The following is a 21296-nucleotide window of genomic DNA, read 5'->3' on the forward strand; positions in this document are numbered from 1 at the left end:
CGCGTGATCGATTCGCTCCAGCTCACGGACAACTATCAGGTTGCGACGCCCGGCAACTGGAAGCAGGGCGACGACGTCGTGATCGTGCCGTCGCTGCAGGACCCGGAGGTGATCAGGCAGAAGTTCCCGAAGGGCTACAAGGCGTTGCGTCCGTATCTGCGCATGACGCCGCAGCCCGATCGGTAGAGTCGGGCGATAGGGGCGAGTGGTCATACTGTCTCCGCGGGCGCGACCTGGGCGCCTTCGATCCGGTGACGCGCCAGCGCTCGAGCGACGAAGCCCGACGTTTTCGAGTCTTCGACGAAGTGACGAAGCGCTTCGGCGGCTGCGCTTCCGCGGCTGCTCGGCGTGCCCATTGCCTGGCGGATCACCATGAAGCGCTCGTCGAGCAGGCGCAGGCCGCCTATGCGCTTCGCGTCCGCTTCCAGTTGCTGCTTGACCCCGGCCGCGACTTCCAACTGCTGATCGATGAACGTCTGCACGACCTCGGGCGATTTGAGCGCGCGCACGACGCGTGCTGCCCTGAGCGCGCGCGTAAGGAATAGGTCGTAGGCGCTGCCCTTGCCGACGGCCACTCGGTTGTGCGCCTGATCGATGTCGTCGAGGGTTCTGACGGGCGAGTCGTCGCGCACGAGATAAAACCCCTCGATCAGTACGTACGGCGCCGTGAAGGCAATCGTTTCGGCACGCTGCGGATCGACGGCGAAGAAGCCTGTATCGGCGATCTCCGAGCTGACTGCTTCCACAGATTCGCGCGCCGATTCGAACACGACGAGCTCCAGCCCGACGCCGAGGCGCTTCGCAAATGCCCGCGCGAGATCCACCGAGACACCGGTGGGTTCGTCGGTGGCCGGATCTCGCGAGGCGAGGATGGGGTTGCCGAGATTGATCGACGCGCGCAGTCGGCCGGTGGGCGTCAGGGCCCGGATCGCCGCGGCGTCCACGTGCCGTTGTTCAAATTCCGTCACCATGGCGTGCATGTTCCGTGTAAGTTGGCGCGTTGCGCGAACAGGAGCGGACGGCCGGTGGTGAAATCAGATGGCCCGGGTTTCGCCGCCGTCGATGTCTAGGATGGTGCCCTGGGCGAACGAGGCCGCCGACGAAGCGAGAAACGCGACGGCTGCGCCGATTTCGTCGGGCGTGCCGAAGCGATTGATGCCGCATTCCTTCAATAGCAGCGCGGCGGCCTGTTGTCTGTCGGTGCCCGACTGGTTCGCGATGCGTTGAAGGTTGCGCTCGAGGCGATCGGTTGCGATGCGCCCCGGGTTGACCGCGCATACCCGCACGCCGTCGCGTTTGCCGAGGTCGGCCATCGCCTTGGTGAAGTTCATCAGTCCCGCGTTGACGACGCCGCCGATCGTGAATTCGCCGACACCGGTCCAGGCGCCGATGCCGACCACGTTGACTATCCCGCCCTGCGTCGATGAGAGCCGTGGCCACGCCGCCCGCGTCATGCGCACGTAGCCGTGCAGCTTGAGGGCGAGGCCGTCCTGCCAGTCGTCTTCGGTCAGCTCGAAGAAGTCGCCGCGCTTCGTCGCGCCTGCGTTGTTGACGAGCAGGTCGACGTGGCCGAACGCGGCGACGGTCCGGTCGACGGCGGTTTGCGCCGATGCCGGCGCCCGCAGATCGATGGCGACCGTCGTCACGTCGGCGCCGCTCGCCTGCCGGATGTCCGCTGCAGTTTCCCCGAGCAGCGCCTCGTCGCGTGCTACGAGCGAGACGCGCATGCCCTCGGCCGCAAGCTGGCGCGCGATGCCGGCGCCGATGCCGCGATTTGCGCCGGTGACGATCGCGACCTTGCCTTCCAGATTCAGTTGCATCATGTCTCCTTTCATGACGGGACTGGGGCGTGCGTCGCGGCCTTCACCCGACTTGTACGAACACGCGGCCATCGGCGATCTTGACCGGATAGGTGCGCAGGTCGTCGGTCAACGGCGCGCACAGCGCCTGGCCGGTACGAACGTCGAAGCGGCCCTGGTGCAGCGGACATTCGATCTCGGCGCCTTCGAGGAAACCGTCGCACAGGCGTGCGTTGCCGTGCGTGCAGACGTTGTCGGTCGCATACACGGTGCCGTCGACCGCGTAGAGCGCGATCTCGCCGTTGCCGGCCCTCACCGCGACGACGTCGTTGTCCGGCAGGTCGGTCTGCGCTGCCACGTCGATCCAGTCTCCGCTCATGAATGTTTCTCCTGTTGAATGATGCGATGGCCTCAGGCCGGAACGGGGACGGGCCGGGACTGGGCAAAAAAGGCGTCGGCGTAGCAATGCCCGTCGGGCAGGCCCTTCGCCGCGAGCACCGTACGCACCGCGTCGACCATGGGCGGCGATCCGCACACATAGGCGCGCATACCTGCGAGTGCATCGGAAGCCGGCCAGTCGATTTCGAGCGCGGCGGGGACAAGGCCGCCGCGATGGCCCTCCTGTACGGGACCGTTCGCGACCACGGTATGGACGACGAGGTTCGGGTAGCGGCGTTGCAGTTCGGCCAACTGGGGCGCGCCGTAGAGATCGTCTTCCGAGCGCACGCCGAAATAGAGGTGAACCGGCCTTGCGCTGCCGGCCTCGAGCGTGCCGCGCACGATCGACAGCACCGGCGCGAGCCCCGTGCCGCCTGCGACGCAGACAATCGGACCGTCATGCTTGCGGCGCAGATAGGAGGTGCCGAGCGGCCCGCTGATGCGCGCAGTGTCGCCCGGCTTGAGTGCATGCGCGACATGGCTGCTGGCCGCGCCGCCTGGCACGATGCGGATATGGAATTCGAGTAGCGCGTCGTTTTCGATGCTTGCCATCGAATAGGGCCGCTCGCATCCCGGCGCGAATTGCACCGTGGCGTACTGTCCCGGCGAAAACGACAGCGGACGGTTCGTGCCGAATCGCACGATGCGCACGTCGTGAACCGGCGCATCGATCGAAACCACGGTGCCTTTGACGATGCGCGCGGGATGCACGACGACTTCGTCGGGCTCGGGAATCTCGATGGTGCAGTCGCCGGTCAGCGTCGCCTGGCAGGCGAGCACCGTCCCCGGGGCGCTGCCGTCGGCGTCTGCGCTCGCGTTGAGCGTGCCGGAGACGACCCGGCAGCGGCAGGTGCCGCAGCGGCCGGCCGAGCAACTGTATGAAATGGGTACGGCAGCCCGCCGCAAGGTGTCGAGCAGATTGTCACCCGGTGCGCAGTCGATGGACTGCCCGAGCGGTTGCACGCGCAACTGCATGAATGTCTCCCGCCATGAGATCGCTGTTTCGCCGATCTTATGGGCCGGGACAGGCACCCTGGAACCCCGCGTCAGCAATGAACGATATTCCGGCCGTGAATAGGGGCGACGAGTTACTTCCCGGGCGTGGGCACATTGGCGCCCGGCGGTACATGCGGCGGACTCTCGCGGAACGTTTCGAACATCATCGCGCGCAGCCACTGGTTGGCGGGGTCGCGGTGATACTTGGCGGACCAGAACACGTTGAGCGGAATCGGCTCGAGCTGGATCGGCGCGGGTGCCCACGCGAGCCCGAAGGGCACGATGCTGCGGTTGACGAGGCGTCCTGGCAGCGTGGCGATCAGGTCCGTCTCGCTCAGGATGTGGCCGACCGCCGCGAAGTGAGGGATGCGTAGCCTCACCTTGCGCCGCATGCCGAGGCGGTCGATGTCGTGATCGACCATCATGTGGCCGGTATTGGCTGCCACGACGACGAGGTGGTCGGCGGCGGCGAATTCTTCGAGCGTGACCGAGCCCGAGCCCCTGTCGAGCACATGGCCCTTGCGGAACACGCAGACGTACTGGCTCGACGTGAGCCGGCGCTGGAAAATACCGGCGTTCAGGTCGGGCTGCCAGCCGACGGCGAGATCCACGGCGCCGGTTTCCAGGTCGTCTTTCAGATTGGAGGCGCCCTTGCGCACCGTACTGAGCGACACCAGCGGCGCAACGCGCTCGAGGCCGCGCATGAGGTTCGGCAGAAAGTCGATCTCGCCGATGTCCGTCATCGCGATCGTGAAGTTTCGCTCGCTTGTGAACGGATCGAAATCCATTTCCATGTTGACGACGCCGTGAATGATTCGCAGCGCTTCGTCCAGCGGGCCGGCGAGCCGTTCCGCGTAGGGCGTCGTCTGCATGCCGCGGCCGGTGCGCAGCAGGAGTTCGTCGCCGAGCAGCGCGCGCAACCGGCTCAGCGCGTTGCTCATGCCCGGCTGGGACATGCCGAGATTCTGTGCGGCTCGCGACACGCTCTTTTCGCGCACGAGCTCGGCGAATACCAGCAGCAGATTGAGATCCAGATTACGCAGCTCCATCGTCTCCTCTTTTAAGTCTCCTCTATCCTCTATTAAGTGTCCTCTTTTAATTATCCTCTCTAATATTGCTGGCGATTATATCGTCCATTCACGATTGTTTATTGGCCGTGCGCTCCGCTTCGCCGATCATGCTTCCCAGAAAGAATCAACTTTGGAGACGACGCATGAGCATGGAGCCTGTACCGATTTCGTTCGTGCCGAAATGGCAGGGCGACGGATCGAGCCGCATCCCGTTCTGGGTTTACACGGATCAATCGGTGTATCGACGCGAGCTCGAACTCATTTTCTATGGCAAGCACTGGAACTTCGTGGGCCTCGAAGCCGAATTGCCGAATTCCGGCGATTTCAAGCGCACCTGGGTCGGCGAGCGTTCGGTGATCCTCGCGCGCAACGAGGACGGCTCGGTCAGCGCGGTCGAGAACATCTGCGCGCATCGCGGGGCTGCATTCTGCCGCGAGCGCTCGGGCAATCGCAAGGAATTTCTCTGTCCCTATCATCAGTGGACGTATGACCTGAAGGGCAATCTGACCGGTGTGCCGTTCCGGCGCGGCCTCAAGAAGGACGGCGAGGTGCGCGGCGGCATGCCGGCTGATTTCGACCCCGCCCGGCACGGCCTGAACAGGCTGAAAGTGGCGACACGCAACGGCGTGATCTTTGCTTCGTTTGATCACGAAGTCGAGCCGATCGAGGATTATTTGGGGCCCGAGATCCTGCCGTACTTCGACCGCACATTCGACGGGCGCAAGCTGAAGATTCACGGCCACGCGCGCCAGCGCATTCCGGGCAACTGGAAGTTGATGCAGGAGAACATCAAGGACCCGTATCACGTCGGCCTGCTGCACACGTGGTTCCTGATGTTCGGGCTGATTCGCGGCGACCAGAAATCGCGCATCGTGATGGATGCGCATGGCCGTCACGGCGCGATGGCTTCCACGCGCGAGGCGACCGGCAAGGGGGCGGTCAGCGAGGGGTTGCACAGCTTCAAGGCAGACATGCGCCTGAACGACGAGCGCATCGTCGATATCAAGCCCGAGCCGTGGTGGAACGGCCCGACCGTCGTGATGCTCACGCTGTTTCCCAATCTCATCGTCCAGCAGCAGTCGAACAGCCTCTCGGTGCGCCAGATCATTCCGCGCGGCACCGACGCGTTTGACTTCGTGTGGACGCACTTCGGCTTCGAGGACGACGATCCCGACATGGAGCAGCGCCGCCTTCGTCAGGCGAACATGTTTGGTCCGGCTGGCTACGTATCGGCCGACGACGGCGAGGTGCTGGAATTCTGCCAGGAATCCTATGACCACGGCGACAGCCGTCGCTCGACGATTGCCGAGCAGGGTGGCCGCGACTGGAGCGGCTCCACCCACACGATTACCGAGAACAAGTTGCGCGGCATGTACGCGTACTGGCGCAAGCTGATGGAGATTTGAAGCGATGCAGACGACGAACGCGATGAGCGACTACCTGGCCGTGCTCGCGCTGCACGGGGAATATGCCGACTGTCTCGACCGGGGCGAGTTCGAGCGCTGGCCCGAGTTCTTCACCGAGCAATGCGAATATCGCATCCAGGCGCGCGAGAACTATGACGCGAAACTGCCGCTTTCGACCATGTGGCTCGAGGGGCGGGGCATGCTGCTCGACCGCATCTACGGCGTGCGCGAGACTCTTTATCACGATCCTTACTACCAGCGCCACATCGTGTCGGCACCGCACATCATCAAGGCGACCGACGGCGGGATTCAGGCCGAAACCAACTATCTGGTGATCCGGACGAAACGGGACAAGTTCTCGGAACTCTTCAACGTCGGTCGCTACATCGACTCGATGGAGCGTACGGAGGCCGGGCTGAAGTTTCGTTCGCGCGCCTGTGTGTTCGACAGCGAGTGGATCCGGAACTCGATCATTTACCCCATCTGACGGGGGAACCGTTCATGCAGGAGCGGCCATGAAATACGTGAAACTTGGCAACAGCGGCCTGACGGTGTCGCGCATCGCGCTGGGGATGATGTCGTTCGGCTCCTCCGAATGGCGGCCCTGGGTGCTCGACGAGGCACCCGCACGCCCGATCGTGCAGCGCGCCGTCGAACTGGGCGTCAACTACTTCGATACGGCCGACATGTATTCGGCGGGCCAGTCCGAGGTGCTGACCGGCAAGCTCGTGCGTGAGTTCTGCCGCCGCGACGAAGCGGTGATCGCGACAAAGGTGTTCTATCCCGTCGATCTCGCGTTCAAGGGCGGTGCGGTGGGCGGCGCAAAGCCGCCGAAACGCCCGAATGCCGACGGCCTGTCACGCAAGCGCATCATGTCGGCCGTCGACGAAAGTCTGCGGCGCCTCGGTACCGACTACATCGATCTGTACCAGGTGCATCGCTTCGACCACGACACGCCGCTCGAGGAAACCATGGAGGCGCTTCACGATATCGTGAAAGCCGGCAAGGTGCGCTATCTCGGCGCGAGCAGCATGGCGGCGTGGCAGTTCGCCAAGGCGCAGCAGATTGCCCGCGAGCACGGCTGGACGCGCTTCGTCAGCATGCAGAACCACTACAACCTGGTATATCGCGAAGAGGAACGCGAAATGATTCCGCTTTGCCGTGATCAGGGCGTGGCCGTGATTCCGTGGAGCCCGCTCGCGCGCGGATTTCTGGCCGGTAACCGCCATCGCGAGGACGCTGCGCTCAGCGCGACGCTGCGTGGCCGGACCGACGACGTTACGCAGAAGTACTACGGCCGCGGTGGAGACTGGCTCGTGCTCGAACGGCTCGGTGCCCTGGCGGCGCGCCGGGGCCTGAGCCACGCGACGCTTGCCTACGCGTGGCTGCTGCACAAGGGCGTAACGGCGCCCGTGGTCGGCGCGACGCAATCCGCGCATCTGGACGACGCCGTGGCCGCGCTCGACGTGTCGCTCGAGGCTATCGACTTCGAGGCGCTCGAAGCGCCGTACGAGCCGCATCCGGTGATCGGGCATAGCTGACGCACTCTGGGGCACAGTTCAGGCTGTGTGAGTGCGTTCCCGATTCGTTTCTTAAGGCGTTTTTCAAGCGGGAGTCTCAATGGAAACTATGCATGGTGTCGAGTCCGGGCACATCCGCCTGCGCGACGGCACGCGCATCGCGTATGGCCTGCACGGCAGCGTCGAAGCCAATGCGCGCATCGTGCTGCTGCACTCGCTCGGTATGGACCGCAATTTTTGGCAGCCGGTCATCGCCAGGCTTTCGGACCGGGCGCTCGTGCTTGCCATCGACTGCCGCGGGCACGGCGCATCGGATCGTCCGCAGGGGCCTTACACGGTCGAGCGATTCGCGACCGACGTGCACGAGATCGTGTCCACGTTTCGATTCGACGACATCGTGGTGGCGGGTGCATCGATGGGCGGCTGCGTTTCGCTGCAGTTTGCCGGCATGTGGCCAGGCCTGACGCGTGGCGTAGGCCTGATCGACACGACCGCCTGGTACGGCGACGAGGCGGTGAAAAACTGGGAGGAGCGGGCGCGCAAGGCGGAGGACGGCGGGCTCGCGCCGCTCGTCGAGTTCCAGACCACGCGCTGGTTCAGCGACGCGTTTCGCGCTGCGCATCCCGAAGTGGTGCAGCACTGCGTCGATACCTTTCTTCGCAACGACGTGCACGCCTTCGCAGCGACTTGCAGGATGCTTGGCATCTTCGATGGACGCGCGCTATTGTCGCGGGTACGCGTGCCATGTAGCGTGGTCGTCGGCGAACAGGACTATGCCGCGCCGCCCGCCATGGCCCGCGCACTGCACGAAGGTATCGCGGGCTCGACGTTGATCAGTATTCCAGAGGCGCGGCATCTGACGCCGCTCGAAACCCCCGACATCATCGCTGACGAACTGATCAGGCTCGTTAGCGGAGGGCCTTGAGCGGTGGCCTGCGGCGGCGACGCCGGCAGGCAGGCGCGGCGTATTGCGCGCGTGCCTTGCCGGCCGGATCGCCGAAGTACCGACCGTGCCCCACACACGGCATAAGAAGAGACGAAGGAGACAATAGATGCAACACCCCGCAGGTAGTGCCGGGCACACCGTGCCCGACACGGTGCCGCGCGTCGCCCAGGACGCGTCGGGCATCGGCGAGGCAGAGGTCTGGTATCGCGCGCTGAACCGGCAGCAATGGAGCGCGCTCGCCGCCTCCAATCTCGGCTGGCTGTTCGATGGCTACGAAACCTACACGCTGATCCTGACCGTCGGCATCGCGCTGCATCAGCTCCTCGAGCCGGCGCGGCAGGCGCAAATTCCGTTCTATGCCGGTCTCGTGATCGCGCTGACGCTGCTCGGCTGGGGCGTCGGCGGGCTCGTCGGCGGCGTGCTGACCGACTACATCGGCCGCAAGCGGATGATGATGTTCGCCATTCTCGCGTACTCGCTGACGACGGGCCTGAGCGCGTTCGCGTGGAACTGGGCGTCGTTCGCGGTGCTGCGCTTCGGCGTGGGTCTCGCGATGGGGTCGGAGTGGGCGACGGGTACGGCGATGACCGCCGAGCTCTGGCCGGACCGTCATCGCGGCAAGGGCGCTGGGCTGATGCAGTGCGGTCTCGGCATGGGGTTTTTCGTGGCGTCGTTCGTCTGGCTTTTCATGAGCCAGACGGGCGAGCTGGCATGGCGCTACATGTACGTGCTGGGCGTGCTGCCGGGGCTCGCCACGCTGTGGATGCGCGCGGGTATTCCAGAATCCGAGCAGTGGGAACGCGTCAATGAGGACCGCCGGCGAATCCGGGCGCGCCGGCGCGAGGGCGACGACCTTTCCGGGCACGAGCAGGCGCTCAGCCGGTTCACCCTGGTCGACCTGTTCGCTGTTCCCGCGCTGCGGCGCCGGACGCTGATCGCCGTGTGTATGTCGCTGACCACCACGCTCGGCTGGTGGGGCATCTCCACCTGGGTGCCGCCGTACATCGGCTCGATGGCCGCGCACGCGGGCTTGCCCGCTGCGCGCTGGGCGAGCTTTGCGGGCATGGTGTACAACGTCGGCGCGATCGCGGGCTACATCGGGCTTGGTTTTCTTGCCGATGCCTATGGACGTAAACGCGTGACCTTCACCTTCTTCGTCATGGCGCTCGTGATGACGCCCGTGCTGTTCCTGTGGACCCACAATGTCGGGCTGTTGCTGCTGGTGTCGGCCGTCACCGGATTTTTCAGCCTGGGGCAGTACACGTGGATGCCGACCTGGTTGCCCGAGCTCTATCCGACGCGCATCCGCGGCACCGCGATCGCGTTCTGCTTCAACATACCGCGACTGCTCGCGTGGTCCGGTCCGCTCGTAGCAGGCACGCTGATCGCCCGCTTCGGCGGCTATGGCCACGCGGCGGTGACGGTCGGCTTCATCTATCTGGTCGGGGTGGTGTTGACGCCGTTCCTGCCGGAGACGCTCGGCAAGCCGCTGCCTGAAGACGCCTGATCTCCTGCGGGCATGCGCGGTGGCCGGATTGCCGCGTATGCCGGGCCTGCGGCGGTGTAGACGGGGCGCCGACCGACAGGAGCGCTGGCTAAATATAAACCCGGGGAAAGAGGAGGTAGGCGATTATGAAAATAAAGTATTTAGGTAGGCTAATAATATTTTCAGGTATCGTGAGTGCATCGGCTGCATACGCACAGAGTAACGTCACCCTATACGGCAGCCTCGACGAAGGCATCACCTACAACACCAATGCGAAGGGAAGCGGGACCGCCACCGCGGGACCGGTTGCAGTTCCGGACTTCTTCGGCATACGTGGTACCGAAGACTTGGGAAATCAGTTCAAGGCCATCTTCGCGCTGCAAGACGGTTTTCTTTCTAGCACGGGTGCGGGCACGATCGCAGGCGAGGCATTCAGCCATTTTGCGTGGGTGGGCCTGTCGAGCCCTTACGGCGCCGTCACGCTGGGCCGGCAACTCGATCTGACCGCCGACACGCTGAGGCTGAACGCCGACGGCTGCGTGCAATACACGTTCTATCTGTTCCACCCGGCCAATCTCGACGACATCGGCATCATGGGGGACTCCGTCAACAACTCGGTGAAATACACGTCGCCGACTATCGGCGGATTGACCTTCACCGGGCTCTACGGGCTTGCCGATTCGTCGACCCAGCCCGGCCGTGTCGTGAGCGCCGACGTCGTCTATGCGGGCGGTCCGTTCCGGGCCTCGGCTGTCTACACGAACTGGCACGATCACGCCATCAATCTCGGCCCCGAATTGGGCTACACCAGCTTTCTGGGCGAGTCGCTGAGCAGCGGACAGACATTCCTCGCTCAAACCCAGCAGATTACGGGGCTCTCGGCCTTCTATTCGCTGAATCAGAGGCTGGACCTGCACGGCGTCGTGACGCAGGTGAATCTCTCCACCCGGTCGGATGCGGGACGGATGCGCACGGTCGAACTGGGGGCCGACATTCACACTACGTTCGCCAATACGGTCACGCTCGGGGGCTATCTGTCCTGGCTGACGGATACCCGCTATTCGGAACTGGGCGTGGGCGACGTCTATGCGCTCTCGAAAAGCACCGTCGTATATGCGCAGATTGCTTACCAGCATGCCGACGGCGCCGGCGACGCAGCCATTGCGCTGTTGACGCCTGCCAGCGGGCCGAGCCAGGCGGCGTTCCGTATCGGGGTGCATCACTTCTTTTGACTGAGGAAGCCGTGCCGCCCAGGGGCGCGTCCCAAAGGGGACGCCTTCGCTGGGAACCGGGCACGACGGGTGTTTGCCGGGGCGCGGACAGGTGGGCGCGGCGGTGCGCGTCGTCTGCCGGCTCCATACGACGCGGACTGGAACGCCCGCAGCGGCCGCGCCGTCCCCGGTTGCGCCCGGAACCACTCACTCGACACGACACAGGAAGAAGCATGTTGAACAAAGGCATCACGATAAAGGCACGGATCGGCCTGACCATGGCTTTTCTTGCGGCGCTACTGGTCGTCTCCAGCGTTCTGGGCCTGCTCGGCATGAGTCGAACGGACGCTTCCTATAACGAGACGCTGACCAACCAGATGCCGAGCGCTGTCGCCATCGCCAACGCAGAAATTTTCGCCGGGCACGAGCGTTTCGCGCTCGACCAGGGAGCCATCCTGGCCGGAACTCCGGACGTGGCTGCCATGATCGACCGTGCGCACGCCATGCGTGTCACGTCGGACACCTGGTGGAAGAAGTATCTCGATCTTCCGCGCGGTGCGGACGAAGATCGGCTCGCGCAGGACGTCGCGGGCAAGCGCGATGCGCTGCATCAGGCGATGGATGCGTTCGCCTCCGGCATCACGGCAAACGACAGGGCGAGAATCGGCGACGGCGCGAAGCAGGTTGAAGCTGCTTATGGCGACATGGTGGCGTCCGACGACGCGCTGCGTAAATTTCAGTTCACCGAGGCTCACGGGGCCTATCAGGACGCGCAAAACACATTTGGCGCGTTTCGCCTCGTCACCATCGGGGAGCTCGTGCTGGGCCTGGCCGCAGCGCTGTTGTCGTATGTGACGCTGCGCCGTGCGATTACCCGCCCGCTGGCCGATGCGCTCAAGCATTTCGACGCGATCGCGGCCGGCGATCTGCGCCACCCGGTCAGGGCGGCCTCGCGCGACGAAATGGGGCTTCTCATGTCCGGTATCGCGAAGATGCAGCATAGCCTGACCGGGACGGTGAACGCGGTGCGGGGCGCCAGCGAATCGATCGTGACGGCCACGCGCCAGATCGCCGAGGGCAATCTCGATCTGTCGTCGCGTACGGAGCAGCAGGCGTCCGCCTTGCAGCAAACCGCGTCCAGCATGGAGCAATTGACCGGGACGGTGAAGCAGAATGCCGGGAACGCCCGCCAGGCGAGATCGCTTGCCGCGAACGCGTCGGAGATCGCCAGTCGCGGCAACGCGGTGGTCGGTCAGGTAGTGGAGACAATGGGCGAGATCAACGAGAGCTCTGCGAAGATCGCCGACATCATCTCGATCATTGAGGGGATCGCGTTCCAGACCAACATCCTGGCGCTCAACGCCGCCGTCGAGGCGGCTCGAGCCGGGGAAGAAGGGCGCGGCTTTGCCGTGGTGGCCGGAGAAGTGCGAAGTCTCGCGCAGCGCTCGTCGGCGTCGGCAAGAGAAATCAAGGCGCTGATCGACACCTCGGCGGAGCGTGTGCAGTCGGGCTCTGCACTGGTCCAGCAGGCCGGTCGCACGATGACAGAGATCACCGACGCCGTGCAACGCGTGACGGACCTCATGGGCGAGATCGCCATGGCTTCCGAAGAGCAGAGCAATGGCATCGAGCAGGTGACGCGGGCGATCGCGCAAATGGACGAGGTGACCCAGCAGAATGCGGCGCTGGTTGAAGAAGCGGCCGCGGCGGCTCAGTCGCTCGAAAACCAGGCCGGCAGGCTGAGCGTTGCGGTGGCGGTGTTCCGGCTCGATGACGGAGGGCCGGGCGCGTCCGCAACGCCGATGGCGCGCCATGTGATGCTATCCGTTAGCAAGGTCGCGCCTTCAGCACAGGAAAACGGGCGGTCAACGATTTTGCCGGACAACGCTTCTGCAGCCAAGGTGCCGGCTTTGGTCGTGGCGCACACGGACAAGGATTGGGAAACATTCTGAAGAATTTGTCGGGATTCGCGTTTCAGCTCGATTGGGCGCCCATAGCCTCGCGGATTTCATCGTCCGCGTTCATATCACGAGCTATTCTGGTGGAAACCGAATCTGCGAGAACTGTCTCCCGGCAAGAATTGCCCGACGCTCGACCTCGTTGGCCGATTATGAAGGAACTGCGGTTCACCACGAATGGCGGTACGGAGGTTTGGCGGGTGGCGTTTGCGTTCGATCCCGGGCGAAAAAGAGCTGCCAACGCGAGGTCCGTAGCACTGTTGTGCGGAGGCACGTCGCTGGTAATCATTTTTGAACCGGTAAGTAACTGGTAAGTCGAGCTCCCATAAAGTCAGGTCCGCCCTGTTCACTGACTTTCCGGAAGCGATTGTGAAAAAAAATCCTTTGCCTGTTCGCAGCATATTCCTGACCGCAGCGTTGCTCACGCTTTCATCCGGGGGGGCGTGGGCAGAAGGGCTGGGCACTGACCAGACCGGGGCTGAGAATTCTGGTCTTACGATCCTGAACAATGCGACCGATGTGACTCACTGGGGGCTTGGTGGAGGCGTCAGCATTGGAGAGTCGCCATACAAGGGATATGGCTCAAAGGTCTACCCGTTTCCGCTGGTCGATTTCGACGACAAATGGGTGCATCTGCTGGGTACGACCGTCGACCTGAAGATCGGGAGCTGGGACGGCGTGAGTGTTGCGTTGCGCGGGAGATTCGATCTTGGCGACGGCTACAAACAGTCCGACGCGCCGATCCTGAATGGCATGCAGGACCGGCACGGTGCATTCTGGTACGGCCCTGCGCTCGCATGGCATACCGCTTTCGGCACGCTTTCAGGAGACTACCTGCTGGGTGGAAACAAGGGAGAGCGGGCAGGCGTGGACTATAGCAAATCCTTTAACCTGGGCACTTTCTCGATCACGCCGCATGTCGGCGTCGAGTGGTTGAGCGAAAAATATGTTGATTACTATTATGGTGTGAGTCCCTCCGAGGCGCGACCCGGACGTCCGGCATACACCGGCACGGCGACCTGGAACACGTCGCTGGGAACGCGTGTCGACTACAGTTTGACGGAACACCAACGCGTTCTCCTGGACGTTGGCGTGTCGCGCCTTGGCGGCGCCATCGCGGACAGTCCGCTTGTTGGGAAGAGGTACGTCCCCGCAGTCAGGATCGCTTACCGCTACCAGTTCAAGTGAGCATAGTGTCATGTCGCGGGTTGCGATTGTCGAAGACCACGAACGCCTTGCCGACCTGGTGGGCCAGGCCCTTGCCAGAGTGGGAATCGAGGCAGACCTGTTTCGCAATATCTCCGAGGCGGCCTATGGCGTGCGGCAGGCCGACTACGCGGTGTTGATCGTCGATCGTGGTCTTCCTGATGGCGACGGGCTGACCTTCCTGCGTACGTTGCGTGAGGCAGGCCAGACGACGCCGTGTCTGATGCTCACGGCCCGCGATGCCCTGCACGATCGTGTGGACGGCCTTGAAAGCGGCGCGGACGACTACGTGACCAAGCCGTTCGCAATGAGCGAGCTGGTTGCGCGGGTGCGTACGCTGATGCGCCGGCCGGCGGCGCTGACCACGCTGGTCGCGTCATTCGCGGACCTTACGGTGGATCCCCGGCAACGCGAGATGCGCTGCGGTGCGCTGTCGGTGCTGCTTGCGCCCGCCGAACTACAGATCATGCTCTGCCTTGTCGAGGCGGCTGGCCGAACGGTTCGGCACTCGGCACTCGAGCATGCCGCCTGGGGCCTTGGCGAAGCCGTAACACCGAATGCGCTGGAAGTGACCGTGCACCGGTTGCGCAAGAAGCTTGCCGCGATCAACGCAGGGACGCGACTGACGAATCTTCGCGGCGCAGGATTTGCCCTTGAGGAAGCCGCCGGGCGGCGGCCTTCGCGACCGGAAGACATATGAGGTGTTGGCTTCGTACTGGTGGCGGCCTCGTGTAAGTATTCCGTGTGCGATCCATCGTGCGGCATCCCACACCCGTTCTAAATTGGGGGGCGTCATGCTCAATCACTGGATTCGAAGTCTGTCGGCGCGGCTATGGGTGACGACCGTTGTCGTACTTGCAGCCAGCCTGACTGCGCTTGCCAGCCTGGTTATTTATGTATTCGATCACTATCCGGAGCAGACGCTGGGTCGACGCGAGCAGACGGAGAACGTCGACAGGGTGATCGGTGGAATCAGATTCAGCGACGCGGGCATTCCCCGTTCTGTAGACCTTTCCGAGCGTGAAGCATGGCTGTATCAGATCGTGCCCACGGAGCTCAAATATCGTGTGCTGGACGGGCAAGGTCACGTCCTGCTGGCTTCGACCGGAGCAGAAAAAGACGGCCCGTGGTTGACGGGCGACCTTTCTGGTGAGGTCAGCAAGATAGCTCACGTGAACGTCGATGGAAGGCGGTTCTCCATCGCGACACGGCGGGTGTTGCGGGGACAATCCGAGTTTTATGTGCAGACTGCGACCAGCGCACGTTTCATAGAAGTACTGGTCAGTTCGAAGGTCAAACCGATTCCGGCTACGGTCAGGGTCGTTTTCTTCGTTGCAGTCGTCATATTTGGATGGGCGCTGCTGTTTACGATTCGCCGGATGCTCAAGCCGTTGCGGGACGCGTCTGACGCGGCAGCGCAGATAACGCCGCGCCATCTGAAAACACGTCTTTCGACCCTTGGCGTTCCGAGTGAGATCAAGCCGTTGATCAACGCCTTCAACGAGGCGCTTGAACGGCTCGAGAACGGTTTTCTGGTTCAGCAGCAATTTCTTGCGGCCGCCGCACATGAGTTTCAAACGCCGCTGACGTTGATCCGTGGCCAGATCGAGTTGCAGCCGGAAATCCGGGAGCGAGACCTGTTGTTCCGCGAAATCGATCTTATGTCGCGGCAGGTTCGACAGCTACTGCATCTGGCCGAAGCCAGCGAGGCACAGAATTTCGACTTCGGCGAAGTAGACATTGTCGATGTGGCGCAGGATGTCGTCGCGTATCTGGCTCGCAAGGCTGACGGAAAGCAGGTGACGTTGCGTGTAGATGAGCGTGGCGCGGCACCGTCAATCTGGGCGGACAAAAGCGCGCTGTTCATCCTCCTCAAGAATATCGTCGAAAACGCGATCAATGCATCGCCTGCTCACGGCATCGTGTTGTTGACGGTCGACGGGATATCCATCGAGATTTGTGACGAAGGGCCTGGCATACAGAAGGATCATCTTCCGTTTCTGTTCCGGCGATTCTGGCGCGCGCCCGATGCAAGGCACGATGGTGCGGGCCTTGGATTGGCAATATGCAAGGAGATTGCGTCAGTGCACGATTGGCGGTTGACGGTGAACTCTCTCTCGATTGGAACCCGGTTCACTGTCTGGTTATAACCACGCTTTTTATTGGCCCGGTGCCTCTTGGCTCGATTCTTGTCATATGCACGGCCCGGATCGGCGACGTATTGCTGGGTACGCCTGTAGTACGTTCGCTAAAGCTGCATTGGCATCGACATGCTGGTGTTCGATGGAACTGCTGGCGCACTGGAGAACAGTCCGTGCTGCATGATTGGAGGGCATGCGCGCGTGGTCGCCCCGGGCGCGCTTCATCATGCAGACCCGCCAGTCCCTGCGCGACCAATCGCTTTTTCCGGTGCGGAATTTAATCGTAAAGTTATCTCTGGGACAGAACATTCGCACCGGGGTTCTGGTGGCGGTACGGGCGCGTGACGTGACGATTGGCAAGACCATCGGCACGCTTCATCGCGACCGGTTGGTTGCGTTGAGAACTGCTGCTCGCTATTTTTCAGCGATCGGGATTTCAATCCCTTTGTGGATCGCATCGGTCTTCGCTTCGCGTTGCACGAGCCTGGCGACCTCTGCGTGCGCGAAGGTGCGGGATTTCTGGCAAATCTCCGGGGGCATCTGGTGTGCTGCGTCTATTCTTCCTGCCCAGCAAGGCTGGCCGCCTGGACTTCCCTGAGCGCACGCAGGGCGGCACTGCCGAGCTGAACCGCGTGGGCACGCGTGGCCAGATAAGCCTGTTCTCCGTTTCCCGCCGCAATGTGCTGGACAATGGTCCGGTGCGCGTCGACGGACTTGCTGAACCTTTCGGCGTCAGCCGGATGGTAGCGGCGGAAGGGACTCAACCGGTCGCGCACCTCCATCACCATCCTGCTGAGGACGGCGTTATGCGAGCCCTCGACGATGAGGCGATGGAATTCCGCGTTGGCGTCCAGATAGCCTTCGAGATCGCCCGCGGTGGCTTTGGCCTTGGTGATATCGAAAACATACTCAAGCTCCGATTTTTCCATCGGCGACATCGATTCGGCGGAGATCCGCGCGCACAGCGCTTCGAGTTCGCTGCTCGCATTGAGCAGGTCGGCGACTTCCTTCAGTCCGATGCTGGAGACAACCGCGCCCCGCATCGGCTCAAGCTGGACCAGGCCGCGCGTGGCCAGTTGCCTGAGCGCCTCGCGCACAGGCGTACGCGATACGCCCAGCGTTTCGGCGAGACTCCGCTCGTCGAGCCTGGTTCCCGGCGCGTATTTGCCGCTGATGATGTCCTCGCCCAGTTGGGCCTGAATCTTGGATGCAAGTGTGGGCATGAGTCGGACGAGAGCGCCAGGAGCGCAAGAACAAAATTGCCCAATTGTATGTCCCCCTGGCCGGTTGGTGCAACGACGGTTTTCCCATAACGTAAGCGTGACGCGTTGCCGCCGCGATCTCGACATCGGACCGTTGCCGAGCTGCGTAACAAAAATATCGTTGCGACATAGGCGTGCAGGTTGTCTGTCGCATGCCTGCGGCAATGCTCCAAAGCACCGTCCCCCCGCAGCGCTTCCGTAATCTCAAATGACATACCATATTAAAACATGGTGCACCAATTATTGACTTTGGTTTTTTGTGGTGAGATGCTTTTTCCGTCGTGCCACAGTTTGTGGCGGTGGGTCTGCCATCCGGCAGGCGGGCCAGGTCGGGGGCGCCTCGCCGAAGGGTAGGCGAAACGCGCTGGAGTGCAAGGACGGTAAATGCAAGATTACAGAAACAGAGTCTTGATTGTTGGGGCGGGGCCGGTTGGTATGGTCTGCGCCCTTGCGCTGAATCGGGCCGGTATCCAGGTCACGGTGTTCGAACAGGAACCGGGTCCGGTCCAGGATCAGCGTGCGGCGTCGATTCATCCGCCAACGCTTGCGATGCTCGATGAGTTGGGCGTGGCCCAGGCGATCATTCCGCGCGGGCTGGTCTCCGAAGCCTATCAGTATCGCGATCGCCAGTCAGGCGAACTCATCGCGCAGTTCAACCTGGGGGATCTGGGCGACGAGCTCCGGTTCCCGTTCGTTCTTCAGTACGAGCAGTACAAGCTGACACGCGATATTGCCACGCAGTACGGCAACGAGTCCGATTTCGACGTCCGGTTCGGTCATCGGGTCACGGAGGTTCACGAATCGGACGAGCGTGTCGAACTTGTCGTCGAAGGGCCCGGCGAGCCACAAAAGCATGTCGGCCGTTACGTGATCGGCACCGACGGCGGGCGCAGCACGATCCGCAAAGCGGCGGGTATCGCCTTCGAGGGCTTCACCTACGAAGAGCAGTTCATCAAGATCGCGACTCGCTTCGACTTTCAGGGTGAGCGGCCGGATTATGTGTACCGCAATTATTTCTCTGATCCGGACGAATGGTGCAACCTCTTCAAGGTCCGCGGCGAAAGCGGAGACGGGTTGTGGCGTGCGATTTTTCCGACTCGCGCGGGAGAATCCGCGGAGCAGGCGGCCAGTCCCGAGGGTATCGAGGCGCGTCTGCAGAAGTTCTTCCCCAAGTCCGGCCGCTACGAGATTGAATATGCGAACGTCTACAGCGTGAATCAGCGCGTAGCCGCAATGTTTCGCAAGAACAGGATTTTGCTGGCGGGCGATTCGGCGCATGTGAACAATCCGATCGGCGGCATGGGCATGAACGGCGGCATTCACGATGCCGTGAATCTCGCGGACAAGCTGGTGCTGGTTATGCAAGGCCGCGCGGACGACCGGCTGCTCGACCTGTATAGCCGACAGCGCCGGCATGCTGCCGTGGCATACGTTCAGGCGCAGACGATCGCCAACAAGAAAATGCTCGAGGAGAAGGACGAGAAGGCGCGGCGCGAGAAATTCGACGAAATGCGGCGCATCGCGGGCGATCCGGCGTTGGCGCGCCAATACATGCGACGCGCAGCGCTGCTGGAAAGCCTGCGTACCGCCAACGAAATCGAGTAGGCCGGTGATGATGGGTATCGATAAACCTCACGGCGGGTTATCTGCGGAAAACGCGCGCCGGCTCGATGAAATCGGCCCGAAATGGGCGGACGACATCAATGGTCACCGCGATTTCGTAATCGACGTCTATAGCCCGGTGGTGGCGCGTGCCGACAACGCGGGCATTTCGGTCCGGCGGGATATCGCATACGGCGCACACGGGCGCAACATGGTCGATGTCTTTACGCCTGCGGACGGGCCGGAGCGGCGGCGTCGGCACGGCGACATCGTTCTGTTCGTGCACGGAGGGGCATTCGTTCGCGGTTCGAAGAGCCGTAACGGACATATCTACGATAACGTCTGTTACTGGTTCGCCCGTCAGGGTTATGTCGCGGTCAACGTCGAATACCGGCTTGCACACGATGCGCCGTACCCGGGCGGCGCCGAGGACGTGGCGCGTGCCGCGGACTGGGCCGTGACGAATCTTCGCGAGCCCGGCGCGCCTGCGCCGCGCGTCCTGCTGGTCGGCCATTCTGCGGGCGGCACGCACGTAGCGACCTGCGTTTTCGATCCGGCGTTCAGGGCGCGTCCGGTGGCGAATATCGGTGCTGTCGTATTGGTCAGCGCGCGGCTGCGCGCGGACGTACATCCGGACAATCCAAATGCTGCAGGCGTGAAAGCTTATTTCGGCGAGAACGCGGGGCTTTACGAAGAGCGTTCGCCTGTCACGCATGCGCATTGCGCCGACGTGCCGTTGATGATTGTCGTCGCCGAATACGAGAATCCCTATCTCGACCGGTACGGCGCGGAATTCTTCCATCGTGCCAGTCAGGCCCGGGCGATCAAACCGCGATTTGTCCAGATGAAAGGACATAACCATACGTCGATCGTTGCCCATTTCAACTCCGGCGAGGAGACCCTCGGGGCCGCGATGGTGGGGTTTTTCGACGATCTGCCGGCACACGACAGCGACCGGAGCCCGTCTGCATGACGCTCTGGAAGTTCAAACGAAGACCTATTGGCGGAGGAATAGCCGCCCACGCATGAATGAGTGGGTCGCTGTTCGATCTTGTGGCATACCAAAATTTTGGGGTGGGGTACATTCCGCTAGAACTGGAGAGTTAAATGGAAAAACTTCGGCACATCGCATTGTCAGTTAGTGATCCTGATCAGGCGGCAACTTTTTTCGAGCAGGCGTTTGGCATGAAACGCGCGGGTCGCGCAATGCGCGGGTGGTACATGACGGATGGGGTGATGAACGTCGCGTTGCTGAATTTCAAGGATGAATCAGTGCCGGGTTATGCAGGCTTGAAAGACGTGCGGGGCGTGATTCACTTCGGCATGTGGGTCGACAACCTGGAGGCGGCGGAGAAGCGCGTGGTGGCCGCCGGCGGAACCTACCTAACGGGCCGCAAGGAGACCGATCCCAATGTCTATTACGAGGTCAAATACCGGACACCGGACGGCATCGTTTTTGACATCACGGAAAGCGGCTGGAAGGGGGCGGTGAAGGAGGTCGTGCCGTCGGAGATCGAGGCCGGCAATGCATCCGAAAAGGGTTGACCAACTGCAGCGGTATTGCCGCTTGCACCGGGTGAGCGGGTACTACGAAAAATAGACGATTCATGAATCCAGATACAGCTAATGTCAGGCCGTTAGGCAACTATCCGGCAGCGAAGGTCATGGGCGATCTCGTCTTCGTGTCCGGCCTGAGCGCTCGTCTTCCTGGGGGCGCTGTCGCTGGCGCCAGCGTGGTTGATGGGCGCTTGTGTCTCGATGTCGCCGTGCAGACGCGGACGATCTTCGACAAATTGCAGGCCGTGCTTCGCGAGTACGGGACCGGTATCGAGCATTGCCTCGACATTACCGTGTTCCTTGTCGACATGGGCGACTTTGATGCGTTCAACCAGGTGTATTCGGAGTATTTCCCGATGGAGACGGGACCGGCCCGGACGACGGTCGCGGTACGGGCATTGCCCCGGCCGGAAATGGTTGTCGAGTTCAAGGTGATGGCGGCACGACCTCACGAGGCCAGAGGAAGCAGCCTGCCAGGTTCCAGCCCATAGAGAGGTGACCCAGGATCGGCGCGGCGGCGCCGCGCGGTATCGCTGGACGGTTGGCCGCCGCATTGCTTGAGTCGTTTCCACATGCTTTCAGTCCCCGTCGAGCGGACTGGTCTTTTCCGTTGCTTCCTTTGCACGCATTGGGATACTGCCTTCGGTATTCCATGTTTTTGAAAAGTACACCAATCATATTTTCTGGCGTATCTTGCT

At 62.6% G+C, this 21296-nt stretch carries 21 protein-coding genes and 1 pseudogene; 16 read left to right on the forward strand and 6 right to left on the reverse strand.

The features are described 5' to 3' along the window. Nucleotides 1–186 (forward strand): annotated as a pseudogene (locus CY652_RS19970) (peroxidase); the annotation flags it as partial. A 23-nt stretch (nt 187–209) separates the two neighbouring features. Here CY652_RS19970 and CY652_RS19975 read toward each other — a convergent pair. The 5 genes from CY652_RS19975 to CY652_RS19995 all read right to left on the reverse strand — a co-directional run bounded on the left by CY652_RS19975 (nt 210) and on the right by CY652_RS19995 (nt 4282). Then, the gene (locus tag CY652_RS19975; protein ID WP_102132523.1) at nt 210–971 is read right to left on the reverse strand and encodes an ABC transporter substrate-binding protein; all 762 of its coding nucleotides are present in this window, start codon (nt 969–971) and stop codon (nt 210–212) included. Between the two features lie 63 nt (nt 972–1034). Then, the gene (locus tag CY652_RS19980; RefSeq protein WP_219723785.1) at nt 1035–1823 is read right to left on the reverse strand and encodes an SDR family oxidoreductase; all 789 of its coding nucleotides are present in this window, start codon (nt 1821–1823) and stop codon (nt 1035–1037) included. 40 nt (nt 1824–1863) lie between these two features. Continuing rightward, nucleotides 1864–2178 (reverse strand): non-heme iron oxygenase ferredoxin subunit, encoded by a 315-nt coding sequence (locus CY652_RS19985; RefSeq protein WP_102132460.1) that lies wholly within the window; start codon nt 2176–2178, stop codon nt 1864–1866. A gap of 32 nt (nt 2179–2210) precedes the next feature. After that, nucleotides 2211–3212 (reverse strand): 2Fe-2S iron-sulfur cluster-binding protein, encoded by a 1002-nt coding sequence (locus CY652_RS19990; RefSeq protein WP_102132461.1) that lies wholly within the window; start codon nt 3210–3212, stop codon nt 2211–2213. 113 nt (nt 3213–3325) lie between these two features. Beyond that, nucleotides 3326–4282 carry a LysR family transcriptional regulator gene (locus CY652_RS19995; protein ID WP_102132462.1) on the reverse strand — a complete coding sequence of 319 codons (957 nt, stop codon included), beginning with the start codon at nt 4280–4282 and terminating at the stop codon, nt 3326–3328. Nucleotides 4283–4446: 164 nt separating this feature from the next. Between CY652_RS19995 and CY652_RS20000 the strand changes: the two genes are divergently transcribed. The 11 genes from CY652_RS20000 to CY652_RS24560 all read left to right on the forward strand — a co-directional run bounded on the left by CY652_RS20000 (nt 4447) and on the right by CY652_RS24560 (nt 16775). Next, complete coding sequence (locus tag CY652_RS20000; protein ID WP_374703684.1) at nt 4447–5709, forward strand: aromatic ring-hydroxylating oxygenase subunit alpha; 1263 nt, start codon at nt 4447–4449, stop codon at nt 5707–5709. A gap of 4 nt (nt 5710–5713) precedes the next feature. Beyond that, the gene (locus CY652_RS20005; RefSeq protein ID WP_258002382.1) at nt 5714–6196 is read left to right on the forward strand and encodes an aromatic-ring-hydroxylating dioxygenase subunit beta; all 483 of its coding nucleotides are present in this window, start codon (nt 5714–5716) and stop codon (nt 6194–6196) included. 28 nt (nt 6197–6224) lie between these two features. Further along, the gene (locus tag CY652_RS20010) at nt 6225–7250 is read left to right on the forward strand and encodes an aldo/keto reductase (protein ID WP_102132463.1); all 1026 of its coding nucleotides are present in this window, start codon (nt 6225–6227) and stop codon (nt 7248–7250) included. Nucleotides 7251–7329: 79 nt separating this feature from the next. Continuing rightward, a complete protein-coding gene (locus tag CY652_RS20015) occupies nt 7330–8154 on the forward strand; it encodes an alpha/beta fold hydrolase (protein WP_102132464.1) in 825 nt (274 codons plus the stop codon). A 127-nt stretch (nt 8155–8281) separates the two neighbouring features. After that, a complete protein-coding gene (locus CY652_RS20020; protein ID WP_102132465.1) occupies nt 8282–9682 on the forward strand; it encodes an MFS transporter in 1401 nt (466 codons plus the stop codon). 170 nt (nt 9683–9852) lie between these two features. Next, the gene (locus CY652_RS20025; RefSeq protein WP_258002383.1) at nt 9853–10893 is read left to right on the forward strand and encodes a porin; all 1041 of its coding nucleotides are present in this window, start codon (nt 9853–9855) and stop codon (nt 10891–10893) included. A 212-nt stretch (nt 10894–11105) separates the two neighbouring features. Further along, nucleotides 11106–12824 carry a methyl-accepting chemotaxis protein gene (locus CY652_RS20030; protein WP_102132467.1) on the forward strand — a complete coding sequence of 573 codons (1719 nt, stop codon included), beginning with the start codon at nt 11106–11108 and terminating at the stop codon, nt 12822–12824. A 375-nt stretch (nt 12825–13199) separates the two neighbouring features. Continuing rightward, nucleotides 13200–14018 carry a MipA/OmpV family protein gene (locus CY652_RS20035; RefSeq protein ID WP_258002384.1) on the forward strand — a complete coding sequence of 273 codons (819 nt, stop codon included), beginning with the start codon at nt 13200–13202 and terminating at the stop codon, nt 14016–14018. Between the two features lie 10 nt (nt 14019–14028). Next, entirely contained in the window at nt 14029–14736 is a 708-nt protein-coding gene (locus CY652_RS20040; RefSeq protein WP_102132469.1) for a response regulator transcription factor, read from the forward strand. Between the two features lie 94 nt (nt 14737–14830). Continuing rightward, nucleotides 14831–16186 carry a sensor histidine kinase gene (locus tag CY652_RS20045; protein WP_102132470.1) on the forward strand — a complete coding sequence of 452 codons (1356 nt, stop codon included), beginning with the start codon at nt 14831–14833 and terminating at the stop codon, nt 16184–16186. Between the two features lie 217 nt (nt 16187–16403). Then, nucleotides 16404–16775: a hypothetical protein gene (locus tag CY652_RS24560; protein ID WP_180970688.1), complete on the forward strand. Its 372-nt coding sequence runs from the start codon at nt 16404–16406 to the stop codon at nt 16773–16775. On the opposite strand, the gene CY652_RS20055 is transcribed toward CY652_RS24560, so the two are convergent. Beyond that, nucleotides 16732–17400: a GntR family transcriptional regulator gene (locus CY652_RS20055; RefSeq protein WP_180970690.1), complete on the reverse strand. Its 669-nt coding sequence runs from the start codon at nt 17398–17400 to the stop codon at nt 16732–16734. The genes CY652_RS24560 and CY652_RS20055 overlap by 44 nt on opposite strands. A 423-nt stretch (nt 17401–17823) precedes the next feature. Between CY652_RS20055 and CY652_RS20060 the strand changes: the two genes are divergently transcribed. The 4 genes from CY652_RS20060 (at nt 17824) to CY652_RS20075 (ending at nt 21089) form a co-directional block, all read left to right on the forward strand. Next, nucleotides 17824–19044, forward strand: a complete 1221-nt coding sequence (locus CY652_RS20060; protein ID WP_102132472.1) for an FAD-dependent oxidoreductase — start codon at nt 17824–17826, stop codon at nt 19042–19044. A gap of 7 nt (nt 19045–19051) precedes the next feature. After that, the gene (locus tag CY652_RS20065; protein ID WP_102132473.1) at nt 19052–20014 is read left to right on the forward strand and encodes an alpha/beta hydrolase; all 963 of its coding nucleotides are present in this window, start codon (nt 19052–19054) and stop codon (nt 20012–20014) included. A gap of 134 nt (nt 20015–20148) precedes the next feature. Next, nucleotides 20149–20586: a VOC family protein gene (locus CY652_RS20070; protein WP_102132474.1), complete on the forward strand. Its 438-nt coding sequence runs from the start codon at nt 20149–20151 to the stop codon at nt 20584–20586. 62 nt (nt 20587–20648) lie between these two features. Continuing rightward, entirely contained in the window at nt 20649–21089 is a 441-nt protein-coding gene (locus tag CY652_RS20075) for a RidA family protein (protein ID WP_102132475.1), read from the forward strand. Nucleotides 21090–21296: the final 207 nt, after the last annotated feature.

Origin of the sequence: Burkholderia sp. WAC0059 (assembly GCF_002870125.1) — a bacterium.
Classification (GTDB): domain Bacteria; phylum Pseudomonadota; class Gammaproteobacteria; order Burkholderiales; family Burkholderiaceae; genus Paraburkholderia.

What these genes read in the sequence shown, in the direction of transcription:
- CY652_RS19985 (WP_102132460.1), bottom strand. Translation starts at nt 2,178, where the DNA reads ATGAGCGGAGACTGGATCGACGTGGCAGCGCAGACCGACCTGCCGGAC.
- CY652_RS20005 (WP_258002382.1), top strand. Translation starts at nt 5,714, where the DNA reads ATGCAGACGACGAACGCGATGAGCGACTACCTGGCCGTGCTCGCGCTG.
- CY652_RS20010 (WP_102132463.1), top strand. Translation starts at nt 6,225, where the DNA reads ATGAAATACGTGAAACTTGGCAACAGCGGCCTGACGGTGTCGCGCATC.
- CY652_RS19980 (WP_219723785.1), bottom strand. Translation starts at nt 1,823, where the DNA reads ATGATGCAACTGAATCTGGAAGGCAAGGTCGCGATCGTCACCGGCGCA.
- CY652_RS20030 (WP_102132467.1), top strand. Translation starts at nt 11,106, where the DNA reads ATGTTGAACAAAGGCATCACGATAAAGGCACGGATCGGCCTGACCATG.
- CY652_RS20000 (WP_374703684.1), top strand. Translation starts at nt 4,447, where the DNA reads ATGAGCATGGAGCCTGTACCGATTTCGTTCGTGCCGAAATGGCAGGGC.
- CY652_RS19990 (WP_102132461.1), bottom strand. Translation starts at nt 3,212, where the DNA reads ATGCAGTTGCGCGTGCAACCGCTCGGGCAGTCCATCGACTGCGCACCG.
- CY652_RS20015 (WP_102132464.1), top strand. Translation starts at nt 7,330, where the DNA reads ATGGAAACTATGCATGGTGTCGAGTCCGGGCACATCCGCCTGCGCGAC.
- CY652_RS20070 (WP_102132474.1), top strand. Translation starts at nt 20,149, where the DNA reads ATGGAAAAACTTCGGCACATCGCATTGTCAGTTAGTGATCCTGATCAG.
- CY652_RS19975 (WP_102132523.1), bottom strand. Translation starts at nt 971, where the DNA reads ATGGTGACGGAATTTGAACAACGGCACGTGGACGCCGCGGCGATCCGG.
- CY652_RS19995 (WP_102132462.1), bottom strand. Translation starts at nt 4,282, where the DNA reads ATGGAGCTGCGTAATCTGGATCTCAATCTGCTGCTGGTATTCGCCGAG.
- CY652_RS20045 (WP_102132470.1), top strand. Translation starts at nt 14,831, where the DNA reads ATGCTCAATCACTGGATTCGAAGTCTGTCGGCGCGGCTATGGGTGACG.
- CY652_RS20040 (WP_102132469.1), top strand. Translation starts at nt 14,029, where the DNA reads ATGTCGCGGGTTGCGATTGTCGAAGACCACGAACGCCTTGCCGACCTG.
- CY652_RS20055 (WP_180970690.1), bottom strand. Translation starts at nt 17,400, where the DNA reads ATGCCCACACTTGCATCCAAGATTCAGGCCCAACTGGGCGAGGACATC.
- CY652_RS20060 (WP_102132472.1), top strand. Translation starts at nt 17,824, where the DNA reads ATGCAAGATTACAGAAACAGAGTCTTGATTGTTGGGGCGGGGCCGGTT.
- CY652_RS24560 (WP_180970688.1), top strand. Translation starts at nt 16,404, where the DNA reads ATGCAGACCCGCCAGTCCCTGCGCGACCAATCGCTTTTTCCGGTGCGG.
- CY652_RS20065 (WP_102132473.1), top strand. Translation starts at nt 19,052, where the DNA reads ATGATGGGTATCGATAAACCTCACGGCGGGTTATCTGCGGAAAACGCG.
- CY652_RS20020 (WP_102132465.1), top strand. Translation starts at nt 8,282, where the DNA reads ATGCAACACCCCGCAGGTAGTGCCGGGCACACCGTGCCCGACACGGTG.
- CY652_RS20075 (WP_102132475.1), top strand. Translation starts at nt 20,649, where the DNA reads ATGAATCCAGATACAGCTAATGTCAGGCCGTTAGGCAACTATCCGGCA.